Raw genomic sequence first — 26,146 nt, 5'->3', positions numbered from 1 at the left:
ATCGTATGAGCTGCACGTCGACGGTCGTCTACGACGGATACCTCTGGGGCTGCTCGATGACGTCGACGCTCCCGCACTCGCACCACATGACGGACCTTCCGGTCGAGTACGTAGACAACGGCCAGGCCGTCCTCACCTGGGGCTCGAGCTGCGAGGCCGCGGCAGCCGACGCGACGCAGCGCTACGACGGCCCGATCTACGAGCGGTGCGAGCCGCGACGATTCCTGCCTTCACCCGTTCCGCTGCTCGAGATGGCGACGTCGTGACAGCCACCCGCAGCCGCGCCGACCTGCTTCGACGGTGCAGCGCGTGAGCTCTTCGCCGCCGACCCTCACCGTGACCGCACTGTTTGAAGGAGCTGCAGCATGACCGCGACGATGAACAACCGCCGACGCGAGCCCGGGAAAGCCGGCAACGAGACGCTGATTCTCGTGTCGGCGGTCGCGGCGATCATCGCGATCATCGGCTTCGCGGTGTCGATGAAGATCGGCTCTGACATGGACGGCGTGAACGCCGGGATCACAGCGGATCCGTTCTCGATGATCGAGGGCCTGCGGAAGGGCGTTTACTCGTGGCCTGCATCGGGAACGATGATCGCCGCGGTCTTCGGTGGCGTCCTCGTCTTGATCGGGGTGTGGGTGCTGTGGATGCGCGCCATGGGCGCGAAGGGTCGCACGAACGTCGACCACGCCGCCCGCTACATGGCACCGACCCGGGATCTCGCGTCGATGCAGGAGAAGGCGGCGTTGAAGAAGTCGCAGCGCCTCGGCGTCATCGGGAACCCCGGCGTTCCGATCGGGAAGATGCTGATGGGCGCGCGCACCGTCTACGCCTCGTTCGAGGACATGATGATCCTGATTGCCGGTCCGCGCGTCGGGAAGTCGACGTCGCTCGTCATCCCCGCGATCACTGCCGCTCCGGGCGCGGTGGTCACGACGTCGAACAAGCGCGACGTGCTGGACGCGACCCGTGACCCGCGCGCAGCCGTGGGGCCGGTGTGGGTGTTCGATCCGCAGCGCGTCGCGTCGGAGGAGCCCCCCTGGTGGTGGAACCCGCTCTCCTACGTCACCGACGACACCAAGGCGGCCAAGATGGCGCAGCACTTCGCCTCCGGCACCACGGCCCCGGGCGCGAAGACGGATGCGTACTTCGATGGCAAGGGGCAGAACCTGCTCGCCGCGTTCCTGCTCGCGGCCGCGGTCGGGAACCGTCCCGTCACCGACGTGTACGAGTGGCTGACCAACGTCTCCCGCACGCAGCCGGTCGAGTATCTGGAGCGGGCCGGCTACCGCCGGATCGCGGAGAGCGTCAGCGCCGTGCAGCAGGCCACCGAGAAGCAGCGCGACGGCATCTACTCCTCCGCCGAGCGGATGGCCGCCTGCCTGAACAACTCCGGCATCGAACGGTGGGTGAACCCCGACCCGTCTCCGGTGACGCCGCGGCCGCAGTTCGACCCGCACGAGTTCGTGAAGGGCACCGGCACCCTCTACAGCCTCTCCAAGGAGGGCGCCGGCACCGCCGGCCCGCTCGTGACGGCGCTCACCGCGGCCACGATCGAGGCGGCGGAGGAGCTGGCCGCGAACTCGCCCGGTGGCCGACTGCAGACGCCGCTGCTGGGGCTTCTGGACGAGGCCGCGAACGTGTGCCGGTGGACCGACCTCCCCGACCTCTACAGCCACTTCGGCTCGAGGGGTATCCCGATCATGAGCGTGTTCCAGTCCTATAGCCAAGGCATCGCCGTGTTCGGGCAGGACGGGATGCGCAAACTCTGGTCCGCCTCCAACGTGAAGGTCTACGCGGGCGGCGTCTCCGAACCGGCGTTCCTGGGCGAGATGTCGGACCTGATCGGCACGTACGACCGCGAGACGACCTCCGTCAGCATGAACAAGGGCGTGCGCTCCACCAACACCGCGTTGAAGCGAGAGAAGATCCTCGAAGTGCAGGAGCTCGCCGACATGCCCCGCGGGCGTGCGGTCATGTTCTCCTCCGGCAACCGCGCAGCGCTGCTGCGCACCGTGCCCTGGTACAGCGGCACGAAGGCTAGCGTCGACGCGATCAAGGCGTCGATCGCCGCGCACGAGCCCGGCCGGACGGCGGCGTAGCGATGAGCGTATACGACTTCGACGCCGAGCCCGACGTCGACGCGGACGAGACGTCGGAGCCGGACGAAGAAGCGTCGGAGGATCCGACGCCGGAGCTGTTCTTCGGCTCTGCGGACGAGTTCATGCGCAAGCAGCTCCGGTACAAGTACCGCCGCGCGATCACGCGACCCGGACGCGGCAACTACCGGTGGCGCGCCTCGTGGTGGAAGAGCGAAGAGGCGATTAGTCGCATCGAGTCGCTGTGGCGGGCGTGGGAGAAAGCGCGTCAGGACCCTGCTGCGATGAGTGACTGGTGGCTGACCCACTGCGATCGCCAGATGGCCGTGCTGCTCTCCCCGGACGGGCCATTCGCCGGCTCGGAGGACGAGAGCAAGCCGGGTGACCCGTTGCCCTACACGGCCCCGCCTGAGGGCTACTTCCCGCCTGACAAACAATCAGACGCGCTCGCTTGAATGGATCAGCGACGGACCGGGGCGACGCTCCGCCCTTCACCGGCCGCGCTCGCGGCGTCGATGCCCTAACTCGTGCTCGAGGAGCCCCCCCCCCCCCCCGTGACAACGGCGGGCCCCGAAGCGACGACCGCGGCGTCGGCCCCTGTTCCGGGTCGGAGGGCGTCACTGCAAGGTCGACATGCCGTCTTGGGCATCGGCATCTGGTCTAAGGTGCAGGACATGTCAGAACACATCGATGTGTTGATCGTCGGCGGCGGACTCAGTGGAATCGGAGCCGCCAGCCACCTCCGGCGAGATCTCCCGGGGAAGAATCTTCTGATCCTCGAATCGCGATCCGAAGTCGGGGGAACCTGGGATCTCTTCCGCTATCCCGGCATCCGCTCCGATTCGGACATGTACACCCTCGGATACTCGTTCCGACCATGGACCGACGGGAAGGCGATCGCCGACGGCGAGTCCATCCGTCGGTACGTGCTCGACACGGTGGAGGCTGAAGGACTCTCCGACCGAATCCGCACGAACCACCGAGTGATCGCTGCCGAGTGGTCGACAGCGGAGGCCGCCTGGACCGTCACCGCCGTGCACACCGACCATCACGAGTATCCGACGGGGTCGGGCGCGGAAGGCCTCGATCCGGCCACCACTGTGACCTTCACCTGCTCCTTCCTGTTCGTGTGCTCGGGCTACTACCGGTACGACGAAGGTTTCACTCCGCAGCTCCCGGGCATCGAGGACTTCGCGGGCACGGTGGTGCATCCGCAGCACTGGCCCGCCGACCTCGACTACGCCGGCAAGCGGGTGGTCGTGATCGGAAGCGGCGCGACCGCGGTGACACTCGTGCCGTCGATGGCCGCCTCTGCTGCGCACGTCACGATGCTTCAGCGATCGCCGACCTACATCGGCGCCGTGCCCTCGCGCGATGCGCTCGCCGACCGGCTCCGCGGACGGCTGCCGGCCCAGCTCGCCTACGACCTCATCCGGGTGAAGAACATCGCGTACTCGATGTTCACGTACCAGCTGAGTCGGCGTCGTCCCGAGGTGATGAAATCACTTCTGCGCAAGGCCGCCGTGGCGGCGCTGCCTGCCGACTTCGCCGTCGACACCCACCTCGCTCCGAGCTACCAGCCCTGGGATCAGCGCCTCTGCGCGATCCCCGACGGCGACCTCTACGCCGCGATCAGCAGGGGCGCCGCCGACATCGTGACCGACCGCATCGAGCGGGTGACCGACGGTGGAATCGAGCTGGCATCGGGGGGATCTCTCGACGCCGACATCATCGTGACTGCGACCGGGCTCAACCTGCTCGTGATGGGCGGCATCCGACTCACGGTGGACGGCCGATCCGTCGATGTTCCCGACACGATCTCGTACAAGGGGATGATGCTGACCGGCGTTCCCAACTTCGCGCTCACGATCGGGTACACGAACGCGTCCTGGACCCTCAAAGCCGACCTGGTGGCGCGCTACGTCGCCAGAGTCCTACGCAGGATGGATCGACGCGGATACAACATCGTCACACCGCAGGCTCCCGTATCCGTCCGCGAAGGACCGCTCGTCCCGCTCATCGACCTCCAGGCGGGATACATCCTGCGCGGCTCGGCCCAGCTGCCCAGGCAGGGGCAGCGCTCACCGTGGCGACTCCGTCAGAATTATCTGCGCGATTTCCTCCAGCTCCGACGGGGGAGGATCACGGACGATGTGCATTTCAGCCATCGAGGCGATCCGATCCGGAGCGGCGTCGCGGGGTCCGACGGCCCGGAGCTCGCTCTGCCGGGAAGCGGCTACCTGACCGTCGGCGGCCTCCGTCTGCGGTACCGGGACACCGGTACCGGCCCTCCGCTCCTTCTCCTCCACGGCATCGGCCAGAGTCTCGAGGACTGGAGCGAGCAGCACGATCGGCTCTCGGCCTCGCACCGGGTGGTCAGCCTCGACCTGCCCGGCTTCGCGTACTCGCAGCGGCCGGCGGCACCGTTGACTCTGCAGATGCTGGCAGGCGTGCTGCCCGGCTTCCTCGATGCTCTCGGCGTGGTCGGGCCGGTCGGGATCCTCGGCAATTCGCTCGGTGGCGCCGTGGGGATGATCGTCGCCGTGGCGCATCCGGATCGAGTGTCGGCGATCGTCCTCGCCAACAGTGCGGGATTCGGCACCGAGGTGACCGTGGTCCTGCGGCTGCTGGCCGTCAAGCCGATCGGAACGCGCCTGATGCGGCCCGCCATCAGCAGATCCGCTCGAACGGTGCAGTCGCTCTTCCACGACAGATCCCTCGCCACGCAGGAGCGCATCGCCCGGGCCTTCGCTCTCGCTCAGCGCCCTGACCATGCGAGGACCACGCTGGACATCGTGCACGACCTCGGAACGTTCCGCGGCGTGCGCCCCGAGTGGCGCGAGCGGCTGCTGCGCGAGCTGGCCGAGCTGGACATCCCGCTGTTGATCCTCTGGGGCGACCGTGACCGTGTGCTCCCCTCGCATCAGCTCAGAGCGGCGGTGGCGGCTCTGCCCGATGCCCAGTCGCACGTGTTCGCCGATACCGGGCACATGCCCCAGATCGAGCGTCCAGACGAGTTCGCCGCTCTCGTCGCGGCGTTCCTCGCGCGGTCCGGTGCCGACGTCAGCACATCACGATCCGAAGGAGCACCTGCATGAACACCTACCGATTCGCCGGCGGAACCGCTGTCGTCACGGGCGCGGCGAGCGGCATCGGAGAGGCGCTGGTGCGCGAGCTCGGAGCCCGGGGAAGCAGCGTCGTCCTGCTCGACCGGGATGCCGTCGGTCTCGCGCGGGTCGCCGGGGACCTCCGCGCCAAGCACCCCGGCATCTCGGTGAGCACGGTCATCGCCGATCTCGCCGATCGTGATGCCACCGATGCGGTCGCAGCACAGCTCGCGGCCGATCATCCCGACACCACGCTGCTCGTCAACTGCGCGGGCGTCGCACTGGGCGGGAACTTCGATCAGGTCAGTCTGCAGGACTTCACCTGGCTGTTCGACATCAACTTCCACGCGACGGTGACGCTCACCCACCATCTCCTGCCCGTGCTCCGCCGCAATCGTGGCTCGCATCTCGCGAACGTGTCCAGCGTCTTCGGCCTGTTCGCTCCCGCCGGCCAGGCGGCCTACGTGTCGAGCAAGTTCGCTGTGCGCGGCTTCACGGAAGCGCTGAGGGCGGAGTCCGAGGGCACCGGCATGGGAGTGACCTCCATCCATCCCGGCGGGATCAGGACGGCGATCGCGACGAACGCCCGCGCCGGCGCCGGGCTGTCCGCCGCCGACGCCGCGAAGAAGGTCGATGCCATGAGCCGCGTGCTCACCATCACGCCGGCCTCGGCCGCGACGTCCATCCTCGACGGCATCGAGCGCAGGAAGCCGCGAGTGCTGATCGGGTCCTCCGCGAGGATCCCCGACCTGATCGTCCGCGTTCTCCCGGGGAGCTACATGAAGGTCCTGAACCGGCTCCTGTAGGTCGGGGCCACTCTCGTCCCGGTCGGTGAGGATCGCGCGTCCGGAGCGAGGCCGATCCGCCCGCCTCACGGCCCTCTCACAGGAGTCGCACTCGGGTCGAGGAGAGTCAGGACAGCGCACCTGGTGGAAGAGCCTCCGAGGCGAGGTGTGGAGGGACGCAGCGTCGGGGGGGGGGGGGATCGACGGCGCGCCGGTGCTCGTCCCTCCGGTCGGGCCGTCGGCCCGACCGCGGAGCGGCCGGAGGATGAACACGATCTCGATCCTGTTCAGTTCGGACGCATCCTCGAGGTGCTCGCGCCCGTCATCGCGACGGCTGCGGGCCCCGCACCGCGACCGCATTCGGATAAGCAGGGCCGGAGGCGGTGGCTCATCGCTCAGGTGCCAGGCCTCGCTCGTCCAGCCAAGTCCTGGTGACGGTGTTCTTCACCTGGCCGCCGAGTCCACCCTGGGGGGCGTCGAAGGCGTGCCACGCGAACGGAACGGGGACGATCGTCGCATCGACGCCGGCCCGGGAGGCCTTCTCCATCGCGCGGTAGTTGTTCTCGGCGGGGATGAAGTCGTCCCGGTCGGGCTGCAGGACGAGGGTCGGCGGGGTGGCGTCGCCGAGGTACGTCAGGGGTTCGATCGCATTCAGGCGGTCCGGGAAGTCGGCCGGCTCGCCGCCGAGGAAGAGCCGAGTGAACTGCTGGGGGTCGATACCGGGAACGGGTGCCACGCCGTAGTCGTAGATGTACTGGACGTCGCTGGCGGGGTAGGCGGCGACGACGGCGTCGGGGACGGGGACGACGCCCTGATCGGCGCAGGTGGAGGCTGCGGCACCGGCGCCGGAGGACCAGCCGAGGAGCAGGGCGAGGTGCCCGCCTGCGGAGTCGCCCAGGACGGTCAGCCGCTCGGAGTCGGCGCCCGCCTCGGCCGAGTGGCGATCGGTCCACGTGAGGGCGCAGGCCAGATCGGCGGGCGCCTCGTCCCAGGTCGGCCGCTCTGCGCCGGAGAGGCGATAGTCGACGCTCACGACGTACCAGCCCTCCGCGGCCCAGTGCTGGGCTGTCTGCTCGGACTCCTCCGCTGAGCCCGTCGCCCAGCCGCCGCCGTGGATGTACATCATCACGGGAGCGCCCTCCGCGCCGCCCTCGGGCTCGTAGACACGTGCCTCGAGAGGTGCGCCGTCGACCGTGCTGTAGCTGGTGATCTCCGTCGCCGGCTCGGTCGGCGTCGCCAGGGTGAGGGCCTGCACGAGGTTCACGGACCCGCCGTTCGAGGTGGCTGCAGTGACCAGCGAGCCGGTGATGACGGTCGACGCGATCAGGGCGACTGCTGCCGCCCCGGAGGCGATGCCGCGGAGCACGGGACGGCGTCCCGCCCGCCACAGCGGAATGGTCAGCAGCACGGCCACGAGGCTGAGGATCACCAGGTGCGGGGCCGAGCTCGCCCAGACGTACGTGCCGGCCAGGGTGAGGATGTTCGACGATGCCGGGAAGAGATTCGCCGCGGCGAGGAGGACGACGAGCACGCCCAGGGCGGCCGCGATCACAGCGGCCGCCGTGCGCGATCGGGGGAACCGCGTTCTGCGGGGCGGAGAAGCGGCTGGATGCTGTGGCATGTGCGTGACGTCCTTCGGGATCCGACCGCGGATTCGTCCTAGGTTAGACGAAGTCGATAATTCGACGGTATCCAGCGCGCGCTGTGCAGAGGGTGTGAGTGTGCCGCGACGGCGCCTCGATGACCACCGCGACAGCCGAGCCCGTCGCTCCGATCCCGCAGGGCTCCCGAGGGCTCGCTCGGGAGGTCCAAAGTTGGATCAGGTCCATCGTTATACTGGTTAGGATCGGACTCATGGTTTCCGCTGCCCCCGCTCAAGGCCGACGCTCGATGCTGAAGGAGCGATCGCGGCGCTCGATCCTCGATGCGGCGTCCGCCCTCGTCGTCGAGCGGAACGGCCCGAAGTTCACCGTCGAGGAGCTCGCGGAGCGCGCCGACGTATCGCGCGCAACGGTCTTCAACTACTTCCCGTCGGTCTCGGACGTCCTCGTCACAGCGAGCGTGGAGCGATTCGACCGGATCCTCGCCACGTTCGACGCGGCGACCACCGCCGAACCGGCGACGGACGGATCGAGGGAGGCCGTCTTCGATGAAGTGGCGCGGCTGCTCGGTGCCGCGGATCTCCCGGACGTGATCGTCTCGGTGGGCGCCGTGCTGGGATGGAACGATCAGGCGTCATCCAAGCACGAAGTCCTCCTCCGCCAAGTGATCGACCGGACGTCGGCGCACATCGCCGATCATGTCGCTCTGCGGTACCCGGCCTGGAATCGCCTGGAGGTCGAGCTCCTCGTCGGAGCCCTCATGAACGGCGTCATCGTCGCATCCGGGCACTGGCTCCTGGGCTGCGACGGGGAGCTGACCCGGAAGTCGCGCGCCGTCTGGTCCGACATGCTCGACCGGGTCGTGGAGGGTGCCCGCTCCGGGTACGGCCGCCCCGACCGATCAGCAGCCTGATCAGGCCCCCGACGGCCGCGGCCCATCAGCTCTCGGCCGCGCCGGGACCGGACGCTACGCGGCTCATCGGCGGCAGCTCGAATCGGAACGGTGTCGCGGGAATGCCCGCTCCGTTCACCAGGGGGACGTTGTAGAAGCCCGTCCATGCGAAGCTGACGACGGATCGCGGCGGGAACGAACCGATGACGACGAGACGGTCGCCCTCGACGCGCAGACCACTGACGGCGATCCTGCGGCCGGAGGGCGAGCGGACGTCGAGAGGGACCTCTCCCTGCCGGAGCCGCAGCCCATCTGCGTCGGCGAATCGCACATCGACGCCCTCCCTGGTGCGCTCCGCCGACACGAATCGGGGAGGGTCGCCCTGGATGCTCTGCCCGTACAGGTGCCGACGGGCCAGGAGCGCGAGGCGCGCGCCGATCGGCCTCTTCCGCTTGGGGTGGACGTCCCACTGCAGACCCGAGTCGGAGGAGCTCGCCATCCAGGTGCCGGGTACCGTGTCGGCGACAACCTGCTGCTGGCGGCGCAGCTCGGGGTAGGCCTCGCCGGTCGACACCAGCCACTCGCCGAAAGGAGCGAGCTGGACGAAGAGGAACGGGATGTCCTCGCGCCAGAGGTCCCGCCAGGACCGGATCAGGGCGCCGAACACGTCGGCGTAGATCTCGGGATGGGTCGCATCCGACTCACCCTGATACCAGATCACTCCGCGCGTCGTGTACGGGGCCACCCGCTTCAGCATGACCTCGTGAAGACCCGCGGGACGGAACGGGTGGAGGGGGCCGACGACCGGGTACTTCAGTCGTCGGCCGCCCAGGGCGACCAGCGCCTTCTGCACCGGACGGGGGAAGCCGGGGGAGAGGAGCAGGGTCAGCAGCGACGGCTTGAGCGGATCGGTCGTGTCGTTCAGGGGATCGGCGCGGTACGCCGCCGAGACGATCTCGAGGTCGACGCCCTCGAGCTGGGCGCGGTGCTCGTCGAGCCAGACCCGCCCCTCACCGGCCTCGAGACGCTCCACGCTCGTCCAGGCGCTCGCCGGCGTGCCTCCCCAGTTGCATCCGACGATCCCGACCGGCACTCCGAGGGACGCGTGGAGGTCGGCGGCGAAGTAGTAGCCGACGGCGGAGAAGTAGGGGAGGTCCTCCAGCGTGCTGGTGCGCCAGGTCCCGAAGCGCGAGTAGTCCTTCTCCTCCAACTGGCCCTCGTACGAGGTCCGAGGGGAGTCGAAGAAGCGGATGTCGGGATCGGGAGTGCCAGCCAGTATCTCGCGCCGATCGCCGTCGAACGCGAGGAAGTACTCCATGTTCGACTGGCCCCCCGCGATCCACACCTCCCCGATCGCCACGTCGGTGAACTCGATCCGCGTGCGCTCATCGGCGAGGACGAGGCGGAGACCGCGGTCCGCCTCGTGGGGCTGCAACGACGCCGACCACGTCCCGTCCGAGGAGACGGTCGCGCGCACCGCCTCGTCCTCTGCCAGCCGGATCTCCACCGTGCTGCCCGGTCGCCCGGTGCCCCAGATCGCGATCTCCTTCTGCCGCTGGAGCACCATGCGGTCCCCGAACGGCAGTCCGGCCGCGAGCGCGGTCTTCTGCAGGACTGCGTCGTCCACGGTCTCTCCTTTGCGGCTGTCCGTCTCGGCCGCTTCGAGGAGACGGACGAGTCGGTAGTTTTTTCGATTATCGGCATGATATGCGAGAAGATGAAATTCTTCGATCGGTCGGCACGGGCCGGTCCGGCGGCTCCGCACTCGAGCGATCCGCCCTCGCACCAGAGGAGTTGCACATGGCATCGACGATCACGACCGCCTCACCCGGATCGCGGATCCTCCGCGTCCGGCTCTCGGCGCACCGGTCGCGGAGTGCGACATGCTGAGCAGCGACCGGATCTTCGAGCTCGTGGTCCCGCTCCTGCGCGGGACCGCGACGAAGAGGCGCCGCGAGAGGCGCGAGTCCTTCCTGACGGAGACGGTCCCTCCTCGCGCGGTCGTGTTCCTCGGTGACAGCATCACCGAGGTCGCCCCGCTCGGGGAGCTCTTCCCTGGGCTTCCGGTCGTGAACCGGGGGATCGGCTGGGACACCAGCGTGGACGTGCTGGATCGGCTGGACGAGGCGGTGGTCGACCCCGCGGTCGTCTCGCTCCTGATCGGCACGAACGACCTGCACACGAGTCGGCGCACGAAGGATCCGCGTGGGATCGTCTCGCGGGTCGGGACCATCGTCGAGCGCGTCCGCGCCACGGCTCCGGACGCGCTCGTCCTGGTGAACGGGGTCCTGCCCCGCACCACGCTCTACGGTCCTCGCCTGCGAGCGCTCAATGCGCAGTACCGGGTCCTCGCCGAACGGACCGGATGCACCTACGTCGACGCTTGGCCCGCGCTCGCGGACGCCGACGGCGCGCTGCGCAAGGAGTTCACCACGGACAACCTCCATCTGTCTCCCGACGGCTACGCGGCCTGGGGCGACGTCCTCCGGCCGCTGCTCCCGGGGCCTACGGCATGACGAACGGGTTCCGGCCCCGCCGCGCGTCGGCGGGGCCGCAGGGGGGCGGTGTCCCGTACGACGTTCGGCAGGCAGTGGTCGACGGTCGGAACGGGGCCGTACCGGTGCGCGACTACCTCCCGGAGACACGATCGACCGATCGACCCCTGCTCTGGGTCCACGGCGGCGGATTCTCCGCCGGCGGGTTGGACGACGGGGAGTCGGATGCGCCTGCGCGAGCCTGGGCCGCCGCGGGCCGGTGGGTCCGCACGGTCGACTACCGCCTCGCGCCCCGGGTGAGTCTCCTCCGCGACCACGCTCTGCGCGAGGGTCCGGATCGCTTCCCCGCGGGTCTGCACGATGTCGCAGACGTGATCATCGCCTCGACTGCCGCCGCCGGGACGCCGGTCGACGCGGCCGGAGCGAGCGCCGGCGCGAATCTGGTGGCCGCTGCTGCGCTCCTGCTGAGAGACGACGACGGTCCCGTTCCGCGCCGGCTCGCGCTCGCGTACGGCACGTTCCACAGCGGACCCGTCCCCGGATCCGAGGTGTACGACCGGCTGCGGGGCCCTCTCGCACGATGGGCCTTCAACCCGCGCATGCTCCTCCGCATGAACCGGAACTACGTCGGCGACGACCGGCTGCTCGTGCCCGGTCTCGCCTTCCCCGGCGGAAGCGATCTGCACGGGCTGCCGCCGACTCTGGTCGTCGACGCCGACAACGACCGTCTGCACGCGTCCGGCCGGCTCTTCGCGGCCGAGTTGCGCGAGGCCGGCGTCGACGTCCGGGAGGAGGAGCTCCGGGCGATGCACGGTTTCCTCGGCTTTCCGCGGTCCGCCGCATTCGGAGCGGGTGCCCGGATGATCCGCGAGTGGTTCTCCGAGGAGTGACGACGAGCACCCGGCCCGCTGGAGCGGTTCCTCGCGAACCGAGCGGGCCAGGTGCTCTCGACGTCGGGCGGGCGCAGCGCGCCCGCCCGGATCACGGCGCCAGGCCGTAGCCGTCGAGCCAGTTCACGACGACGGTCGTCTTGAGCTGACCGCCGATCGATCCGGGGTCGCCGTCGAAACCGTGCCACGCGAAGGGGACCCGGGCGATCGTCACGTCGGCTCCTGCCTGCTGCGCCTGCTCGACGAGGCGGTAGTTGCCCTCCGCGGGGATGAAGTCGTCGCGCTCCGGCTGGAGGACGAGCGTCGGGGGCACGTCGGCCGAGAGGTAGGTCGCGGGCGACACGGCGCGCAGGCGCTCGGGGAACGCCGTCGGCTCGCCGCCGAGGAAGAACCGGGTGAACTCCCGCGGGTCGACGCCCAGGGGTGCGGCGCCGTTCTCGTAGGTGTAGGTCAGGTCTCCGACGGGGTAGGAGGCGATGACGGCGTCCGGCACCGGTACCTCGGCCTGGGCGCCGCAGGACGACGCGGCCGCCCCTTCCGCGGCGGACCATCCCAGCAGCAGCGAGAGGTGCCCGCCGGCGGAGTCCCCGAGCACGGTGAGCCTCTCGGTGTCGGCCCCGGCGGCGGCGGCGCGCTGGACGGTCCAGCTCAGCGCGCAGGCGACGTCGGCAGGGGCCGTGTCCCACGTCGCGGTGTCGGCGTCCGCGAGCCGGTAGTCGACGCTGATGACGTAGAAGCCCTGGGTCGCGTAGGAGCGGACGATGCTGTCGACGTCCGCGGCTGCTCCCATGTACCACCCGCCTCCGTGGATGAACATCATCACCGGGGCGCCCTCGGCGCCGCCGTCCGGCTCGTAGATCCGCGCCTGCTGCGCCTCGCCGTCGACGGTGACGTAGCTGGTGACGTCGTCGGGGCCCTCGGTCGAGGTCGACATCGTCACGGCCCGAACGAGGTCGATCGATCCTCCCGCGGCGTAGGCGGACTGCACGATCATGCCCGTGATCGTCGTCGAGGCGATGAGGGCGACAGCGGCGAGTCCGACGGCGACGCTGCGCAGCACCCGACGGCGGCCGGCACGCCACAGCGGGATGCAGAGGAGGACGGCCGCCACGCTCGCCAGCACGATCTGCGGCCCGTAGTGCGCCCAGACGTGCGCCGGGGCGAGGGTGAGCAGGGAGCCTCCTCCAGGGATCACGTTGCCCAGTGCCAGGTAGGTGATCACTCCGCCGATGATCGCCGCGACGACGGCCGCCGCGGTGCGAGTGCGACGGAGTCGTTCGGGTCGGCGAGTCGGAGCGGTTCCGGAGCTCGGAGAAGAGGAAGAAGCAGCGGGCTGCTCGTGCGTGGTCAAGAGGGTCTCCTGGAAATGAGGGGGTGCGGTGCAATTTAGACTAGGTCTAAATCTGGACGTATTCCACGCTTCTCGGCGACTCTCCAGCATGACGATTGAGTGTTGGAGTTATTCCAATGATGCGTATAGCATCCCGACTATTGGGATAGCGGAGCCGCACGAGCGGATTCTGCTCTGTGCCGCGAGGCACGCCATCCAGACAAGGAGATCCGCGATCATGACGGAAACGACCAGGGCGTCGCAGGTCGACCACCCCGCCTTCATCAGTGCGGGTGAGCCGTCCACGTCCGACACGCCCGCGGTGTACTTCCGCAAGGAGTTCGTGGTCGAGCCCGGACTGCTCAGCGCCACGCTCAAGATCACCGCCCTCGGGATCGTCGTGCCCTCGCTCAACGGGGCTCGTGTCGGCGACGAGGTGCTGGCACCCGGCTGGACGTCGTACGCGAATCGCGTCCTGGTGAGCAGCTACGACGTGAGCGGGTCGGTCCGCACCGGGCCAAACGCCCTCGGCGCCGTCGTCGGTGAGGGCTGGGCGGTGGGACCCCTCACGTGGGAGCTGAACCGCGCGATCTGGGCCGACCGCCCCGCCCTCTGGGTCCGTCTCGAGCTGGCCTACGCCGACCGCATCGAGGTCGTCGGCTCCGACGACTCGTTCCGCGTGGGGAGCGGAGCGGTCCGCGCCAACGGCGTCTACGCGGGCGAGGACTACGACGCCCGCCTCGAGACCGACGGCTGGGACTCACCCGGTTTCGACGATTCGGCGTGGGCGCCCGCGCAGTCGTTCGAGTGGGACCTCGCCTCGCTCGAGGAGGACGTGCCTCCGCCCATCCGCCGCATCGAGGAGATCGCACCCGTCTCGATCACGACCAGTCCCGCCGGCGCGACCATCGTCGACTTCGGGCAGATCCTCTCGGGATGGGTTCGGCTCACTGTGACCGGGGAGGCGGGCAGGACAGTCACCCTCCGCCATGTGGAGCTCCTCACCCCTCAGGGGGAGCCCGAGTTCGAGACGCTCCGGCTCGCGGAGGCCACCGACCGCTACACGCTGCGCGGCGGGGCGGAGGAGTCGTGGCAGCCCGAATTCACCTTCCACGGATTCCGCTACGTGCAGGTCGAGGGCTGGCCCGGGACGCTCACCGAGGACGCGCTGAGAGCGGTCGTCGTCCACAGCGACATGGCGCGCACAGGCTGGTTCGAGACCTCCGATCCTCTCGTCACCAAGCTCCACCAGAACACGGTCTGGTCGATGCGGGGCAACTTCGTCGGCATCCCCACCGATTGCCCCCAGCGCGACGAGCGGCTGGGCTGGACCGGCGACATCAACGCTTTCGCCCCCACCGCCGCGTACCTCTACGACGTCCGCGGCGTTCTTGGATCGTGGTTGAAGGACCTGGCGATCGAGCAGAAGCAGGCCGGGACGGTCCCCTGGATCGTCCCGACCGTTCTGGCCGCTCCCTCGACGGCGACCGCGCTGTGGAGCGACGTCGCGGTGAGCCTGCCCTGGGTCCTCTTCCAGGAGTACGGCGACCTGGAGATCCTGCGCTCGAGCTACGAGTCGATGACGAGCTTCGTCGTCGAGGTCGAGGGGCAGCTCGACGAGGGCGGTCTCTGGAGCTCCGGCTTCCAGTTCGGGGACTGGCTCGACCCCGACGCGCCGTCCACCAACCCGTCCGACGGCAAGACCGACCGGTACCTGGTCGCCTCGGCCTACCTGGTCAAGACGACTCGTGAGATGGCGGACACCGCGGGGCTGCTCGGCGAGGTGGAGGACGAGAAGCGCTTCCGCGCACTCCACGAGCGGGTGACGACGGCGTTCCGCCGCGAGTACGTCGCGGAGTCGGGGCGACTGGTGAACGAGACAGCCACGGCCTATGCCCTCGCCATCACCTTCGAGATCCTCGACGGAGAGCAGAAGCGGCGTGCCGGTGAGCAGCTCGCCGCGATCGTGGCCAAAGCCGGCTACCGGATCTCGACCGGCTTCGCCGGCACCCCTCTGCTCACCGACGCGCTGACCCTCACGGGTCACCTGAAGGAGGCGTACGCACTGCTGCAGCAGACCGAGGCGCCGTCGTTCCTCTACCCCCTCACCATGGGAGCTACCACGATCTGGGAGCGCTGGGACGCGGTCCTGCCCGACGGCTCGCTCAATTCCACCGGGATGACCTCGCTCAACCACTACGCCCTCGGCGCCGTCGCGGACTGGCTCCACCGCGTCGTCGGGGGGCTCCAGCGGACCGAGCCCGGCTGGCGGCGCTTCCGGGTCGCACCCCAGCCCGGGGGCGAGCTCACCTGGGCGCGAACGGCGCACGAGACTCCGCACGGACGGGCGGAGATCGTATGGAGGGCGGAGGGCGGCGAGGTCTCCGTCGAGCTGACGGTTCCCCAGGGCACCAGCGCGACGGTCGTGCTGCCGCTGCATCCCGACGGCCTGACCGAGGAGGTCGGTCCCGGATCGCACTCGTGGCGGTACTCGGACCCGACCGGCTACGGCGGACGCCCCCTGCTCACCACGGACACCCCTCTCGGACGCCTCAGGAAGGACGCCCCGCAGGTCTGGGACGCGATCCTCGAGGTCATGCGGATCCACTACCCCGGCATCCCCGTCGCGGCGGCCGGCTCCCAGTTCGACGGCCTCTCGATCGCGGACATGCTGAAGGTCCTGCCCGCCGGCCTGCCCGGCGCGGAGGACGCGCTCCAGGCCGCGCTCGACGCCGGCAACGACGCGTCCCGCTGAGTGCGGGTGCCGCAGGAGCGGCTCCTGCGGCACCCGCACTCCCTCGTCCCGATCGACACCACCCACATCACCTGAACCACCCCACCACCATCGCCGGGATCCCGGTCGCTTCGAAGGAGAAGACATGAACGAGAAGACGAGTCGGCGCGCGCCGGGTCCCTGGCGAGTGGGTGTGATCGCGGGGATGGCCTCGTACATCGACGCCGCCGCCATCGTGAGCTTCAGCACCGCGATGGTGATCTACCAGCAGGCGCTCGGGATCACTCCGGAGCAGATCGGTCTCGCGTCGGGCGCCCTGACGCTCGGCATCGCAGTGGGCGCGGTCACCGGTGGACGCCTCGGGGACCGCTTCGGACGCCGCCCCGTCTTCACGGTCACAATGCTCGCGATCATCGTCGGAGCCGTCGTCCTCGTGCTCGCCGATTCCTTCCCACTGGTGATCATCGGTGCGATCCTCCTCGGTCTCGCGACCGGGGCCGACCTCCCCGTGTCCCTCTCGACGATCTCCGAGGCGGCGGACGACTCGAACCGAGGGAAGATCCTCAGTCTCTCCAACCTGCTGTGGCTGGTCGGATCCATCGTCGCCGGCGGCCTCGGAGTGCTGGCGGCCGGGCTGGGTCGTTTCGGTGGCCAGATGCTCTTCGGCCACATCGCCGTGGTGGCGACCGTCGTCATGGTCGCGCGGCTGGGCGTGCCCGAATCGGACAGCTGGAGGGCTGCTCGAGACGAGCGCCGTGCCGGCGTCTCCACGGTCCGCGCGGCTCGGTCCGGAGTGCGCGAGCTGCTCCGGCAGCCCTATCTGACGCCGTTCCTCGGTCTGGTCGTCTTCTACGCCTTCACGAACCTCGCCGCCAACACGGGCGGCCAGTTCGGCACCTATCTCCTGGTCAACTTCACCGACGTCGACATCGCGACCGCCGCCCTGATCGGTCTCCCCGTCCTCCCGCTGGCGGTGATCGGGATCCTCTGGTTCATGAAGATCGCGGACTCGCCCAAGCGGTTCACCTACTTCACCGCGGGAGGCGTCCTCTGGATCGTCGGACTGCTGATCCCCGTCGTCTTCGGCTACTCCTTCCTCACTTCGTTCATCGCGGGGATCGTGGTCCTCGGCGGCTCCATCTTCGCGTTCGAGGCGATCATGAAGATCTGGACCCAGGAGCAGTTCCCGACACTCCTCCGCACGACGGCGCAGGGCGCGATCATCGCGGTCGCGCGGCTGTTCGCCGCGATCCTCGCCGCCTTCACTCCGTCGATCGCCGGCGCGGGGGGACCCTCCCTGCTCTACGCTTTGCTCGCGCTCTTCGCCGCGATCGGGGTCGTGACCGCCTACGCCGTGTTCAAGACGCGCGACCAGCACAACGAGTTCGACACCGAAGCGGCCGAGCGGCCGCTGCAGCGGACCTGACCCTCTCGGCCCGCTCTTCGACCGCGGAAGTCGGAGGGCGGGCCGGGGGTGTGTGCGGCGGCGCGTCCGGCTCGAGGCGCGCCTCTCCCAGCCCCGGCCCAGATCGTGGAGTTAGTCTAAATTTAGACGTCGTCTCATAAGTATCCTGATGCGGCACTCCTTGACCGAAGGGCATCATGAACGCGAGCGGGCTGCAGGGCGCCTCCGAGACCGAGTCGACGCGGACGTCCGTGACGAGGCTCCGCTCGAGACGACTCCTGCGCTCGCGCCGTCTCCTCGGATGGCGCACAGCCGCGGCGATCGTCGCCTTCGCGCTCGGCGCGCTCGTCGCGGTTCTCGCACTGGGCAACGGGCTCCCGCCCCGGACGAACGTCGTCACGATGACCGCGGCTCTCGTCTGGGCATCCGTCGGACCGCAGCTGGTCCTCGTCTCCGTCGTCGCGGCGATCCTCTGCATACCGATCTGGTGCGCCGGCCATCGCCCCGTGGTCACGGGACTGTCCACCGCGATCGTCGCTGTCGCCCTGGTCCTCTCGACGGCGATCACCGGTGCTCTCGTCGGATCGGCGGGGCCGTCGGGCGGCTCGGTGGATCTGGCCCGTGCGGTGGCGGGGGCGGCGCCCTCGCGCGGCCCGGACGAGATCACCGCCTACGCCACGGTCGAGGGTCGGTCGCTGGAGGCTCGGGTCTTCGAGCCCGCCGCCGCAGCCGATGCGCCGGTGCTGATGCAGATCGCGGGTGGAGACCTGATGGGCGCGTCGGCGGAGTCCTCCGATGCGACCGCTCGCTGGTATGCGAGCAGGGGCTGGTTCGTCGTGACCGTCGACCATCGCCGGGGCGACTCCTCGGACCCCGCCTGGGACGACGCTCCCGCCGATGTCGGCTGCGCCCTGAGCTGGACCGCTCGTCGCGCCAGTGAGGCCGGAGCCGATCCCCGCCGCTTGGCTGTGCTGGGCGACTCCGCCGGCGGTCATCTCGCGCTGCTGCTCGGATGGTCCTCGGCCGTCGACTCCGCGACCACGTCGTGCCCCGCGCTCGGATCCGTCCCGGTGCCGGACGCCGTCGCGACCGCCTCTCCGATCGGGGACCTCTCCCACGCGGACGCCCACGGCGCCGTTCCGCTCGGGAGCAGCCCGCAGCAGTTCGTGCGCGACTTCCTCGGCGGCGCACCGGAGGCGATGCGCGACCGGCTGGTCGTCGTCTCGCCCTGGACCTATCTCTCGGCAAAGACGCCCCCGACCCTGATCGTCCAGCCCGAGCGCGACGACGTCGTTCCGGCGGAGGGCAATCGGGGCCTGATCGCCCGAGCGCTGCAGGCCGGCGTCGACGCGACGCTGGCGGAGATCCCGTTCGCCTACCACGGCTTCGGGCAGGACCCCGACTCGTTGGGCGGGCAGATCCGCAACACGATCGTGGAGAACTGGCTGGCGGACAAGGGGCTCCGACCCTGAGGCGTCGGAGCGCCGCGTTTCATCAATCGGCACGGCGTGCAGTCACTTGAAATATTAGCTCTGCTCTGAAATTCTGAAGAGCTGTCTCCGCGCACGTGGCCGGAGACCGCCGAGCTGTCGACGACGAAGGAGTTGCGCATGATCCGCAGGAGCACGGGGCGGCCTGTCCCGGTCACGGGGCGATCGGCCGAGCGCGATCCGGAGGTGGCGGCGTGACCCCCGAGTCCGGTGACGTGCGCTCCGCCGTCGAGTACGACCTCACCTCCCGTGACGAGAACGGCACCGGGCGGTTCGCCTGGCACCCCTTCACCGGCGGCTGGAGCGTGGAGCGGGCGGGGGCCGCGCCGATGGCCGTGGAAGTCCCTCACGACGCGATGATCTCGGAGACCCGGCGCCCGGACGCTCCGAGCGGTTTCAACGGGGCGTACTTCCCCGGAGGCCGGTACGTCTACCGCAAGCGCTGGACTCTGAGCGGTGTCGAGCGGGAGGAGCGCGTGCTCCTGCGTTTCGAGGGGATCGCCCGCGTCTCCACCATCGCGGTCAACGGCGTTCGCGTCGGCGGTTCCTCCAACGCCTACCGCGAGCTCGAGGTCGACGTCACCGACGTGCTGCGCCCCGGCGAGGAGAACGAGATCGAGGTCGTGGCGGACACCAGCGAGCAGCCGAGCAGTCGCTGGTACGTCGGTTCGGGCCTGCACCGCGCGGTCGCCCTGCAGGTGCGCGGACCGATCACCCTCGGCCCGCACGGAGTGCGGATCCGCACCACCGGGATCGCCGACACGGCGACCGTCGACATCGATGTCGCCTTCGCGAACGCCGATCGCGCCGGCGTGCGCGTCGACGTCGAGATCGCCGACGCGGGTGCCGTGGTCGCCCGTGCGCACGCCACGACCGACGGCACCTCGTCCCGCCTCGCTCTCGCGATCCCCGACTCGCGGCTCTGGTCGGCGGAGGATCCGCATCTGTACGTCTGCCGAGTCGTGCTGCGCGTCGGCGAGGCGGTCGTCGACGCGCAGGAGCACCGGATCGGGCTGCGCATCTTCGCCCTCGATGCGCAACGCGGGCTCCTGGTCAACGACGAGCCCGTCCTGCTGCGCGGAGCGAACGTGCACCACGACAACGGGGTCATCGGCTCCGTGGCGCTTCCCGCCGCCGAACTCCGCCGAGCCGGGCTCCTGAAGGAGAACGGCTTCAACGCGATCCGCAGCGCGCACAATCCTCTGTCGCGCGCGATGATCGACGCCTGCGACGAGGTCGGCCTCTACGCTATCGACGAGACGACCGACGTCTGGTGGAATCCGAAGACCCCCTTCGACGACTCGCGCCGGTTCATGGAGGACTGGCAGGCGGACCTCGAGGCGCTGACTCTTCGCGACCGGAACCGGGCGAGCGTCATCATGCTCTCGATCAGCAACGAGAACAGTGAGACCATGTCGCGCGCCGGCATCGAGCTCGCCCGTTCGATGCGGGACCTCGTCCACTCCCTGGACGGGACGCGGCCGGTGACCGCGGGTGTCAACCTGACGCTCAACGCACTCGGCAAGAAGGATGCCGCGCCGCCCCGGGAGGGCGAGAGCGCGCAGGCCCCGATGAGCAGCACCGCCTTCAACATCTCGATGCAGTTCGCGGGCCCGATCATGAAGACCGTCGCCGTGACGCCCTTCGCCGATCGCGCGACCAGGGGTGTCTTCGACGTCCTCGACGTCGCGGGATACAACTACGGTGCCAACCGGTGGCGCAAGGACGCCGAGGCGCATCCCTCCCGCATCGTGCTCGGGACCGAGGAGAAGCCGGGCGACATCGCGGCGGTCTGGCCTCTCGTCGAGAGCCTGCCGAACGTGATCGGCGACTTCGTCTGGGCCGGCTGGGACTATCTCGGCGAGGTCGGCATCGGCCACTGGACCTACGGAACACGGCTCGCGTGGCTGATGAAGGCGTATCCGCACCTCACGAGCGGATCCGGCTCTCTCGACATCACCGGGATCCCCGGCGCCGGCGCCCTGCTCTCGCAGGCCGCGTGGGGGACGGAGCAGCGGCCGCAGATCGCGGTCCGCCCGCTCGACGTCTCCGGGAAGCCCGTGGCGAAGGCGGCCTGGCGTGCGAGCGACGCGATCAGCAGCTGGTCGTGGCGGGGTCGGGACGGCGAGCGGGCCCACGTCGAGGTCTACTCCTCCTCAGAGGAGGTCGATCTGCTCCTGAACGGGAGGAGGATCGGCACGCGCAAGGCGGGTGCGGCGCACGGATTCCTCGCGCGCTTCCAGGTCCCGTACCGTCCGGGCGAGCTGGTCGCGGTGGGGCGGAGCGCCGGGGCGCGCCCCCTCGAGGGCCGACTGCGATCCGCTCGCGGACCGCTGCGCCTGGTGCTGCGACCCGAACGCACGGACTTCTCCGCCGACGGCGGCGACCTGGCCTACGTGAACGTCGAGATCGCCGACGCCGACGGCGTGGTCGAGTCCCTCGCGGACGATCTCGTCACCCTCGCGGTCGACGGTCCCGCCACGCTCGCCGGCTTCGGCAGTGGAGTGCCCGCGACCGAGGAGTCCTTCGCCGACGATCGGCACCGCACCTACTACGGTCGCGCGCTGGCGGTCCTCCGCGCGACCCGGCAGGCGGGTGTCGTCACGCTGACGGCGACCTCTCGGCGCCACGGCAGCGTCTCGACCGAGCTCGTCTTCTCCTGACGCGCTGGACCGACCGGCATACTCGTCCGATGAACTGGCGTGCGCTGCTCAAGACCGTTCCTGCCGTCGTCCTCGTCGTGGATGTCCTGATCCGGCTGACGGCCGTCGTCACCGTGCCCCGCAACACGCGCCCGAGCTCGGCGATGGCCTGGCTGATGGCGATCTTCGTCGCGCCGATCCCGGGCAGCATCCTCTACGCGGTGCTCGGCAGCACCCGGCTCCCGCAGGATCGTCGCGACAAGCAGCGCGACGTCAACGCCCTCTTCGTCCAGGTGACCGAGGACGTCCCGTCCCTCGACACTGCTTCCTCGACCGACCCGGCGCCCAGCTGGCTGCCGTCCGTGGTGCACCTCAATCGCCGTCTGGGCTCGATGCCGTTGCTGGGGGGCAACGACGTGACACTGCTCCCCGACTACCTCGCCTCCGTCAGGGCGATGGCCGACGCCGTCGGCGCGGCCAAGCGGTTCGTGCACGTGGAGTTCTACATCCTGGCGCGCGACGAGACCACCGGGCCCTTCTTCGACGCCCTCCTGGCCGCGCACAATCGCGGCGTGGACGTCCGCGTCCTCTACGACCACTGGGCGACGATCCGCAATCCGCTCGGACCCGCCACCCGGCGGTGGCTCGAGGAGAACGGGGTCCCCTTCCAGGAGATGCTGCCGTTCCGTCCATTCCGCGGCTCGTGGCGCCGCCCCGACCTGCGCAACCACCGGAAGATCGTCGTCGTGGACGGAGGCCTCGCCTTCACCGGCTCGCAGAACATGGTCGACGACAGCTACAACAAGCCGGACAACATCCGCCGCGGGCTGCACTGGAAGGACCTGATGATCCGGCTCGAGGGGCCCTCCGCTCTGGCGCTGGACGCGCTGTTCCTCACCGACTGGTTCTCGGAGACCGGCGACTTCCTCCCGACAGCCGAGGAGCTGCCCGCCGAGCGGACCTCCTCCACCGCCGTGGCCTGCCAGATCGTCCCGAGCGGGCCGGGCTTCGAAGGGGAGAACAACCTGCGGTTGTTCAACGCCCTGGTCTACGGCGCTCAAGAGCGCCTGATCATCGCCAGCCCGTACTTCGTTCCCGACGACTCGATGCTCTACGCGATCACGACGGCCGCCGAGCGCGGTGTCGACGTGCAGCTCTTCGCCTGCGCCGTGGCCGATCAGTACGTCGTCTACCACGCGCAGCGCTCCTACTACGAGACCCTGCTGCGGGCGGGAGTTCGGATCTTCCTGTACGAGGAGCCGACCGTCCTGCACTCCAAGCACTTCACGGTGGACGACGACATCGCGGTCGTCGGGTCCAGCAACATGGACATGCGCTCGTTCAGCCTCAACCTCGAGGTGTCCGTCATGATCCACGGCGCGGAGTTCGTCGAGCGGCTGCGCGCGATCGAGGACGACTACCGGGCGATGTCGAGGGAGGTCACCCTCGACCAGTGGTTGACCCGGCCCGCCGCCGCGCAGATCCTCGACACCGTGGCACGGCTCACTGCCGCCGTGCAGTAGCCGGACGTCCCCGGCGGCGCGTCTGCTCGTCGTCCGGGGTCCCGCGGTCGGCCGCGGACTCACGGGCGGCGGCGCGCGCTCACCGCCCGTGCGATCCCCGTCGACTAGGGCGCGAGGCCCTGCTCCTGGAGCCAGGCGACGGTGACCGTCCTCTTGATCTGATCGCCGAGCGAGCCGGGGATGATGTCGAAGCCGTGGTGGGAGAAGGGGATCGAGGCGATACTCGCGTCGACTCCGGCGCTCTGCGCCTGCTCGACGAGGCGATGGTTCCCCTCGGCGGGGATGAAGTCGTCGCGCTCGGGCTGCAGGACGAAGGTCGCGGGTGCCGCCTCCGAGAAGTAGGTCGAGGGGGAGACCGCCGCCAGGCGGTCGGGGACCTCCGACGGCTCGCCTCCGAGGAAATCGCTGATGAAGTCCTTCGGCTCGAGGCCCAGTGCCGCGTTCCCGTAGTCGTAGGTGTACTGGATGTCTCCGACCGGGTACGAGGCCACGACGGCCTCCGGCACGGGGACCTCGCCGAGGTCGGGGCAGGACGTCGTCGCCCGGTCCGCGGCGGCGGACCAGCTCAGGAGCAGGGCGAGGTGCCCGCCGGCGGAGTCGCCGGTCACGGTCAGGCGCTCGGGATCCGCTCCAGCCGCGCCGGCTCGCTGTGCGGCCCAGCTGAGCGCGCAGCCGACGTCGGCCGGCGCCTTGTCCCACGTGGGATCCTCCGCCGTCGAGAGCCGGTAGTCGACGTTGACGACGTACCAGCCCTGGTCGGCGTACCAGCGGGCGCTGGCGTCGGACTCGGCAGCGGCGCCGATGGCCCAGGCTCCTCCGTGGATGTACATCATCACCGGTGCGCCCTCGGGGTCCTCCGGTTCGTAGACGCGCGCCTCCTGCGCCTCGCCGTCGACCGTGGTGTAGCTCGTGACCTCGTCGGGTCCCTCCTCCGACACCGACAGCGCCACGGCACCAGCGAGATCGACGGAGCCGCCGAGCCTGCTGCCGGCGTTCACCAGCACGCCGGTGATGATCGTCGAGGCGACCAGGGCGGCGACGGCCAACCCGGACGCGACACCTCGGAGAACTTTCCGGCGGCCCGCGAGCCACAGCGGGACGCTGAGGATCACCGCCAGTGCGCTGGCGACGACGAGCTGCGGTCCGACCCACGCCCAGACGACCGCCGCTGCCAGGGTCACAGAGTTCGCGGCGGGCGGGAACGCGTTGCCCAGCGCCAGGACGAGGACGAGACCGCCGAGGATCGCGGCGACGATCGCCGCAGCGGTCCGGAGGCCCCGAGTTCGGCGACCGGCTCGGCCTCGGGTCGAGGAGGTGCTGGTGCGCGGGTGGGATGTCATGAGCGTCTTCCGTTCGGGGGCGATGTGGTCATCACACTAAGTCTAATTCTAGACAGAGTCTAGCTTTGTTGAACGGAATCACGGAGGCGCGAGATCGAGACGATCCAGGAGGACTCGGTCTGCTCGACCGATCACCGAACAGGATCACCGCAGAACACGCGCGGTCCTCGCGCCTCTGCGCCATGACGCGCAGGTCCGTCCCCGCGGGTGCAGGAGGGCGGAAGGAGGCCGAGGCCCTTGCGGGCCCCGGCCTCCTTCTCTGGTGCCGGCGACAGGGGGATGCGGCACCAGTCGGTTCCCGCCGAGGGCGGGAGACTGGGGGTCAGGTGGGGGTCAGGCGGGGACGGCGTCAGGAGTCCGGGCGGCGACGGCGAGAGGGAGCTTGGGCAGCCGGCCGCCTGCGAGCGTCTCGAGGACGCGGACGACCTGCGCGCTGTATCCGGACTCGTTGTCGTACCAGACGTAGAGCACCACCCCGTCCGGCGTCTCGATGGTGGCGAGGCCGTCCACGACTCCCGCGTGCCGGGAGCCCAGGATGTCGGTCGAGACGATCTCCGGGGATTCGACGTAGTCGATCTGGCGGCGCAGCGGCGAGTCGAGCGAGGCCCGGCGCAGATGCTCGTTGACCGCCTCCTTCGTCACCGGCCTGCTGGTGCGGAGATTCAGGATCGCGAGCGAGACGTTCGGGGTCGGAACCCGGATCGAGCTCCCCGTGAGCCTTCCCGCCATCTCCGGCAGCGCCTTCGCGACCGCCTTCGCCGCACCGGTCTCGGTGATGACCATGTTCAGGGCCGCGGATCGGCCGCGCCGGTCTCCGGCGTGGAAGTTGTCGATCAGGTTCTGATCGTTGGTGAAGGAGTGGACGGTCTCGACGTGGCCGCTGACGACCCCTGCGAAGTCGTCGATCACCTTGAGCACGGGCGTGATGGCGTTGGTCGTGCACGATGCGGCTGAGACGATGCGGTCGGCCGGGGAGAGATCCTCGTGGTTGATGCCGTGGACGATGTTCTTCACCCGACCGGAGGCGGGCGCGGTGAGCAGGACCTGCTGGGCACCCGTCGACAGGAGGTGGCGTTCGAGGCCCGCCTGGTCGCGCCACCGACCGGTGTTGTCGACGATGATCGCGTCCTCGATGCCGTGCAGGCTGAAGTTGATCGTCGCCGGGTCGTCCGAGTAGAGGAACTGGATCAGCGTGCCGTTGGCGAGGATCGTGTCGCGCTCCTCGTCGACCGAGAGGGTCCCGGCGAAGGGGCCGTGCACGCTGTCGCGGCGGAGCAGGCTCGCCCGCTTGCGCACGTCGTCGGCGGAGCCGCGCCGCACGACGACTGCACGCAGGCGCAGGCTCCGGCCGCCGTGCTCGATGAGCAGCCGGGCGACCAGCCGGCCGATGCGGCCGAAGCCGTAGAGGACGACGTCGCGGGGGCGCTCGGGGAGACGACGCTCCGTCCCCAGGACCGGGGCGAGCTCCCGGCGCAGGAACTCCTCGAGGTCGACCTCGCCCCCGCCCGTTCGGCGGAGTCGGGCGAGCTGGGCGAGGTCGAGCGACGCGGGAGCGAGATCGAGCACCGAGAGCGCGCGGAGGATCGCCAGAGTCTCGTCGAGAGGGAGCTCCGTCTCGTCGAGGTGGCGTGTGAAGCGGTGCGCTTTGAGGAGCTCGATCGTCGATCTGTTGATCAGGCTCGTGCCGTGCAGCGAGGTGATGACTCCGTGCCGGCGGTAGAGGTCGCCGATGAGCGGGATCATCGTCTCGGCGCAGGCTTCGCGGTCCTCCCAGCTCGCGGCTCGGAGGTGGTGCTCGGTGAGGTTCATCCGC

General features: G+C 69.7%; 18 protein-coding genes. 13 read left to right on the top strand and 5 right to left on the bottom strand.

The window, feature by feature from the left end; all coding sequences use genetic code 11:
• The first annotated feature begins 5 nt into the window (after nucleotides 1–5).
• From HQQ86_RS20365 to HQQ86_RS20345, 5 genes are all read left to right on the top strand, one after another.
• Complete coding sequence (locus tag HQQ86_RS20365; protein ID WP_173290585.1) at nucleotides 6–266, top strand: hypothetical protein; 261 nt, start codon at nucleotides 6–8, stop codon at nucleotides 264–266.
• Between the two features lie 99 nt (nucleotides 267–365).
• Nucleotides 366–2,102, top strand: coding sequence for a type IV secretory system conjugative DNA transfer family protein (locus HQQ86_RS20360; protein ID WP_173290583.1), 1,737 nt, complete (start codon nucleotides 366–368; stop codon nucleotides 2,100–2,102).
• A gap of 2 nt (nucleotides 2,103–2,104) precedes the next feature.
• Complete coding sequence (locus HQQ86_RS20355) at nucleotides 2,105–2,554, top strand: DUF4913 domain-containing protein (RefSeq protein ID WP_173290581.1); 450 nt, start codon at nucleotides 2,105–2,107, stop codon at nucleotides 2,552–2,554.
• A 186-nt stretch (nucleotides 2,555–2,740) separates the two neighbouring features.
• On the top strand, nucleotides 2,741–5,197 hold the full coding sequence (locus HQQ86_RS21590; protein WP_173290579.1) for an alpha/beta fold hydrolase: 2,457 nt from the start codon (nucleotides 2,741–2,743) through the stop codon (nucleotides 5,195–5,197).
• Nucleotides 5,194–6,012, top strand: a complete 819-nt coding sequence (locus HQQ86_RS20345) for an SDR family oxidoreductase (protein WP_173235789.1) — start codon at nucleotides 5,194–5,196, stop codon at nucleotides 6,010–6,012. The genes HQQ86_RS21590 and HQQ86_RS20345 overlap by 4 nt, the downstream gene beginning before the upstream one ends.
• Nucleotides 6,013–6,379: 367 nt before the next feature.
• On the opposite strand, the gene HQQ86_RS21895 is transcribed toward HQQ86_RS20345, so the two are convergent.
• On the bottom strand, nucleotides 6,380–7,543 hold the full coding sequence (locus HQQ86_RS21895; protein ID WP_173290577.1) for an alpha/beta hydrolase: 1,164 nt from the start codon (nucleotides 7,541–7,543) through the stop codon (nucleotides 6,380–6,382).
• A 338-nt stretch (nucleotides 7,544–7,881) separates the two neighbouring features.
• On the opposite strand from HQQ86_RS21895, the gene HQQ86_RS20335 reads away from it, so the two are divergent.
• Complete coding sequence (locus HQQ86_RS20335; protein ID WP_173235793.1) at nucleotides 7,882–8,505, top strand: TetR/AcrR family transcriptional regulator; 624 nt, start codon at nucleotides 7,882–7,884, stop codon at nucleotides 8,503–8,505.
• 25 nt (nucleotides 8,506–8,530) lie between these two features.
• Here the strand turns inward: HQQ86_RS20335 and HQQ86_RS22240 are convergent, their stop codons facing one another.
• Nucleotides 8,531–10,111, bottom strand: coding sequence for a sialate O-acetylesterase (locus tag HQQ86_RS22240; RefSeq protein WP_173290575.1), 1,581 nt, complete (start codon nucleotides 10,109–10,111; stop codon nucleotides 8,531–8,533).
• Nucleotides 10,112–10,367: 256 nt separating this feature from the next.
• Here HQQ86_RS22240 and HQQ86_RS20325 point away from each other — a divergent pair, with 256 nt between their 5' ends.
• The gene (locus tag HQQ86_RS20325) at nucleotides 10,368–11,000 is read left to right on the top strand and encodes a GDSL-type esterase/lipase family protein (RefSeq protein ID WP_173235797.1); all 633 of its coding nucleotides are present in this window, start codon (nucleotides 10,368–10,370) and stop codon (nucleotides 10,998–11,000) included.
• Nucleotides 10,997–11,869, top strand: a complete 873-nt coding sequence (locus HQQ86_RS20320) for an alpha/beta hydrolase fold domain-containing protein (protein ID WP_254072300.1) — start codon at nucleotides 10,997–10,999, stop codon at nucleotides 11,867–11,869. Before HQQ86_RS20325 ends, HQQ86_RS20320 begins: the two co-directional genes overlap by 4 nt.
• A 91-nt stretch (nucleotides 11,870–11,960) precedes the next feature.
• Here HQQ86_RS20320 and HQQ86_RS21575 read toward each other — a convergent pair whose 3' ends face one another.
• Nucleotides 11,961–13,091 (bottom strand): alpha/beta hydrolase, encoded by a 1,131-nt coding sequence (locus HQQ86_RS21575; RefSeq protein ID WP_173290571.1) that lies wholly within the window; start codon nucleotides 13,089–13,091, stop codon nucleotides 11,961–11,963.
• A gap of 346 nt (nucleotides 13,092–13,437) precedes the next feature.
• On the opposite strand from HQQ86_RS21575, the gene HQQ86_RS20310 reads away from it, so the two are divergent.
• From HQQ86_RS20310 to cls, 5 genes are all read left to right on the top strand, one after another.
• Complete coding sequence (locus HQQ86_RS20310) at nucleotides 13,438–15,954, top strand: glycoside hydrolase family 78 protein (protein ID WP_173290569.1); 2,517 nt, start codon at nucleotides 13,438–13,440, stop codon at nucleotides 15,952–15,954.
• Between the two features lie 124 nt (nucleotides 15,955–16,078).
• A complete protein-coding gene (locus HQQ86_RS20305; protein ID WP_173235805.1) occupies nucleotides 16,079–17,359 on the top strand; it encodes an MFS transporter in 1,281 nt (426 codons plus the stop codon).
• A 176-nt stretch (nucleotides 17,360–17,535) separates the two neighbouring features.
• The gene (locus HQQ86_RS20300; RefSeq protein WP_173290567.1) at nucleotides 17,536–18,810 is read left to right on the top strand and encodes an alpha/beta hydrolase; all 1,275 of its coding nucleotides are present in this window, start codon (nucleotides 17,536–17,538) and stop codon (nucleotides 18,808–18,810) included.
• 212 nt (nucleotides 18,811–19,022) lie between these two features.
• Nucleotides 19,023–21,491 (top strand): glycoside hydrolase family 2 TIM barrel-domain containing protein, encoded by a 2,469-nt coding sequence (locus tag HQQ86_RS20295; RefSeq protein WP_173290565.1) that lies wholly within the window; start codon nucleotides 19,023–19,025, stop codon nucleotides 21,489–21,491.
• A gap of 29 nt (nucleotides 21,492–21,520) precedes the next feature.
• Nucleotides 21,521–22,993 carry a cardiolipin synthase gene (gene cls / locus HQQ86_RS20290; protein WP_173290563.1) on the top strand — a complete coding sequence of 491 codons (1,473 nt, stop codon included), beginning with the start codon at nucleotides 21,521–21,523 and terminating at the stop codon, nucleotides 22,991–22,993.
• A 104-nt stretch (nucleotides 22,994–23,097) separates the two neighbouring features.
• On the opposite strand, the gene HQQ86_RS20285 is transcribed toward cls, so the two are convergent.
• Nucleotides 23,098–24,333, bottom strand: coding sequence for a S9 family peptidase (locus HQQ86_RS20285; RefSeq protein ID WP_173290561.1), 1,236 nt, complete (start codon nucleotides 24,331–24,333; stop codon nucleotides 23,098–23,100).
• 333 nt (nucleotides 24,334–24,666) lie between these two features.
• Nucleotides 24,667–26,142 (bottom strand): glyceraldehyde-3-phosphate dehydrogenase, encoded by a 1,476-nt coding sequence (locus HQQ86_RS20280; RefSeq protein WP_173290559.1) that lies wholly within the window; start codon nucleotides 26,140–26,142, stop codon nucleotides 24,667–24,669.
• Between the last annotated feature and the right edge of the window lie 4 nt (nucleotides 26,143–26,146).

Origin of the sequence: Rathayibacter sp. VKM Ac-2857, from assembly GCF_013205025.1 — a bacterium.
Taxonomy (GTDB): domain Bacteria; phylum Actinomycetota; class Actinomycetes; order Actinomycetales; family Microbacteriaceae; genus Rathayibacter.
This window is presented reverse-complemented; position numbering and strand designations above follow the sequence as displayed.

Excerpts from the sequence above, each read along its gene's own strand:
- HQQ86_RS20320 (WP_254072300.1), top strand. The coding sequence starts at position 10,997 with ATGACGAACGGGTTCCGGCCCCGCCGCGCGTCGGCGGGGCCGCAGGGG.
- HQQ86_RS20355 (WP_173290581.1), top strand. The coding sequence starts at position 2,105 with ATGAGCGTATACGACTTCGACGCCGAGCCCGACGTCGACGCGGACGAG.
- HQQ86_RS20345 (WP_173235789.1), top strand. The coding sequence starts at position 5,194 with ATGAACACCTACCGATTCGCCGGCGGAACCGCTGTCGTCACGGGCGCG.
- HQQ86_RS20285 (WP_173290561.1), bottom strand. The coding sequence starts at position 24,333 with ATGACATCCCACCCGCGCACCAGCACCTCCTCGACCCGAGGCCGAGCC.
- HQQ86_RS20280 (WP_173290559.1), bottom strand. The coding sequence starts at position 26,142 with ATGAACCTCACCGAGCACCACCTCCGAGCCGCGAGCTGGGAGGACCGC.
- HQQ86_RS20360 (WP_173290583.1), top strand. The coding sequence starts at position 366 with ATGACCGCGACGATGAACAACCGCCGACGCGAGCCCGGGAAAGCCGGC.
- HQQ86_RS20325 (WP_173235797.1), top strand. The coding sequence starts at position 10,368 with ATGCTGAGCAGCGACCGGATCTTCGAGCTCGTGGTCCCGCTCCTGCGC.
- HQQ86_RS20310 (WP_173290569.1), top strand. The coding sequence starts at position 13,438 with ATGACGGAAACGACCAGGGCGTCGCAGGTCGACCACCCCGCCTTCATC.
- HQQ86_RS20365 (WP_173290585.1), top strand. The coding sequence starts at position 6 with ATGAGCTGCACGTCGACGGTCGTCTACGACGGATACCTCTGGGGCTGC.
- HQQ86_RS20335 (WP_173235793.1), top strand. The coding sequence starts at position 7,882 with ATGCTGAAGGAGCGATCGCGGCGCTCGATCCTCGATGCGGCGTCCGCC.
- HQQ86_RS20300 (WP_173290567.1), top strand. The coding sequence starts at position 17,536 with ATGAACGCGAGCGGGCTGCAGGGCGCCTCCGAGACCGAGTCGACGCGG.
- HQQ86_RS20305 (WP_173235805.1), top strand. The coding sequence starts at position 16,079 with ATGAACGAGAAGACGAGTCGGCGCGCGCCGGGTCCCTGGCGAGTGGGT.
- cls (WP_173290563.1), top strand. The coding sequence starts at position 21,521 with ATGAACTGGCGTGCGCTGCTCAAGACCGTTCCTGCCGTCGTCCTCGTC.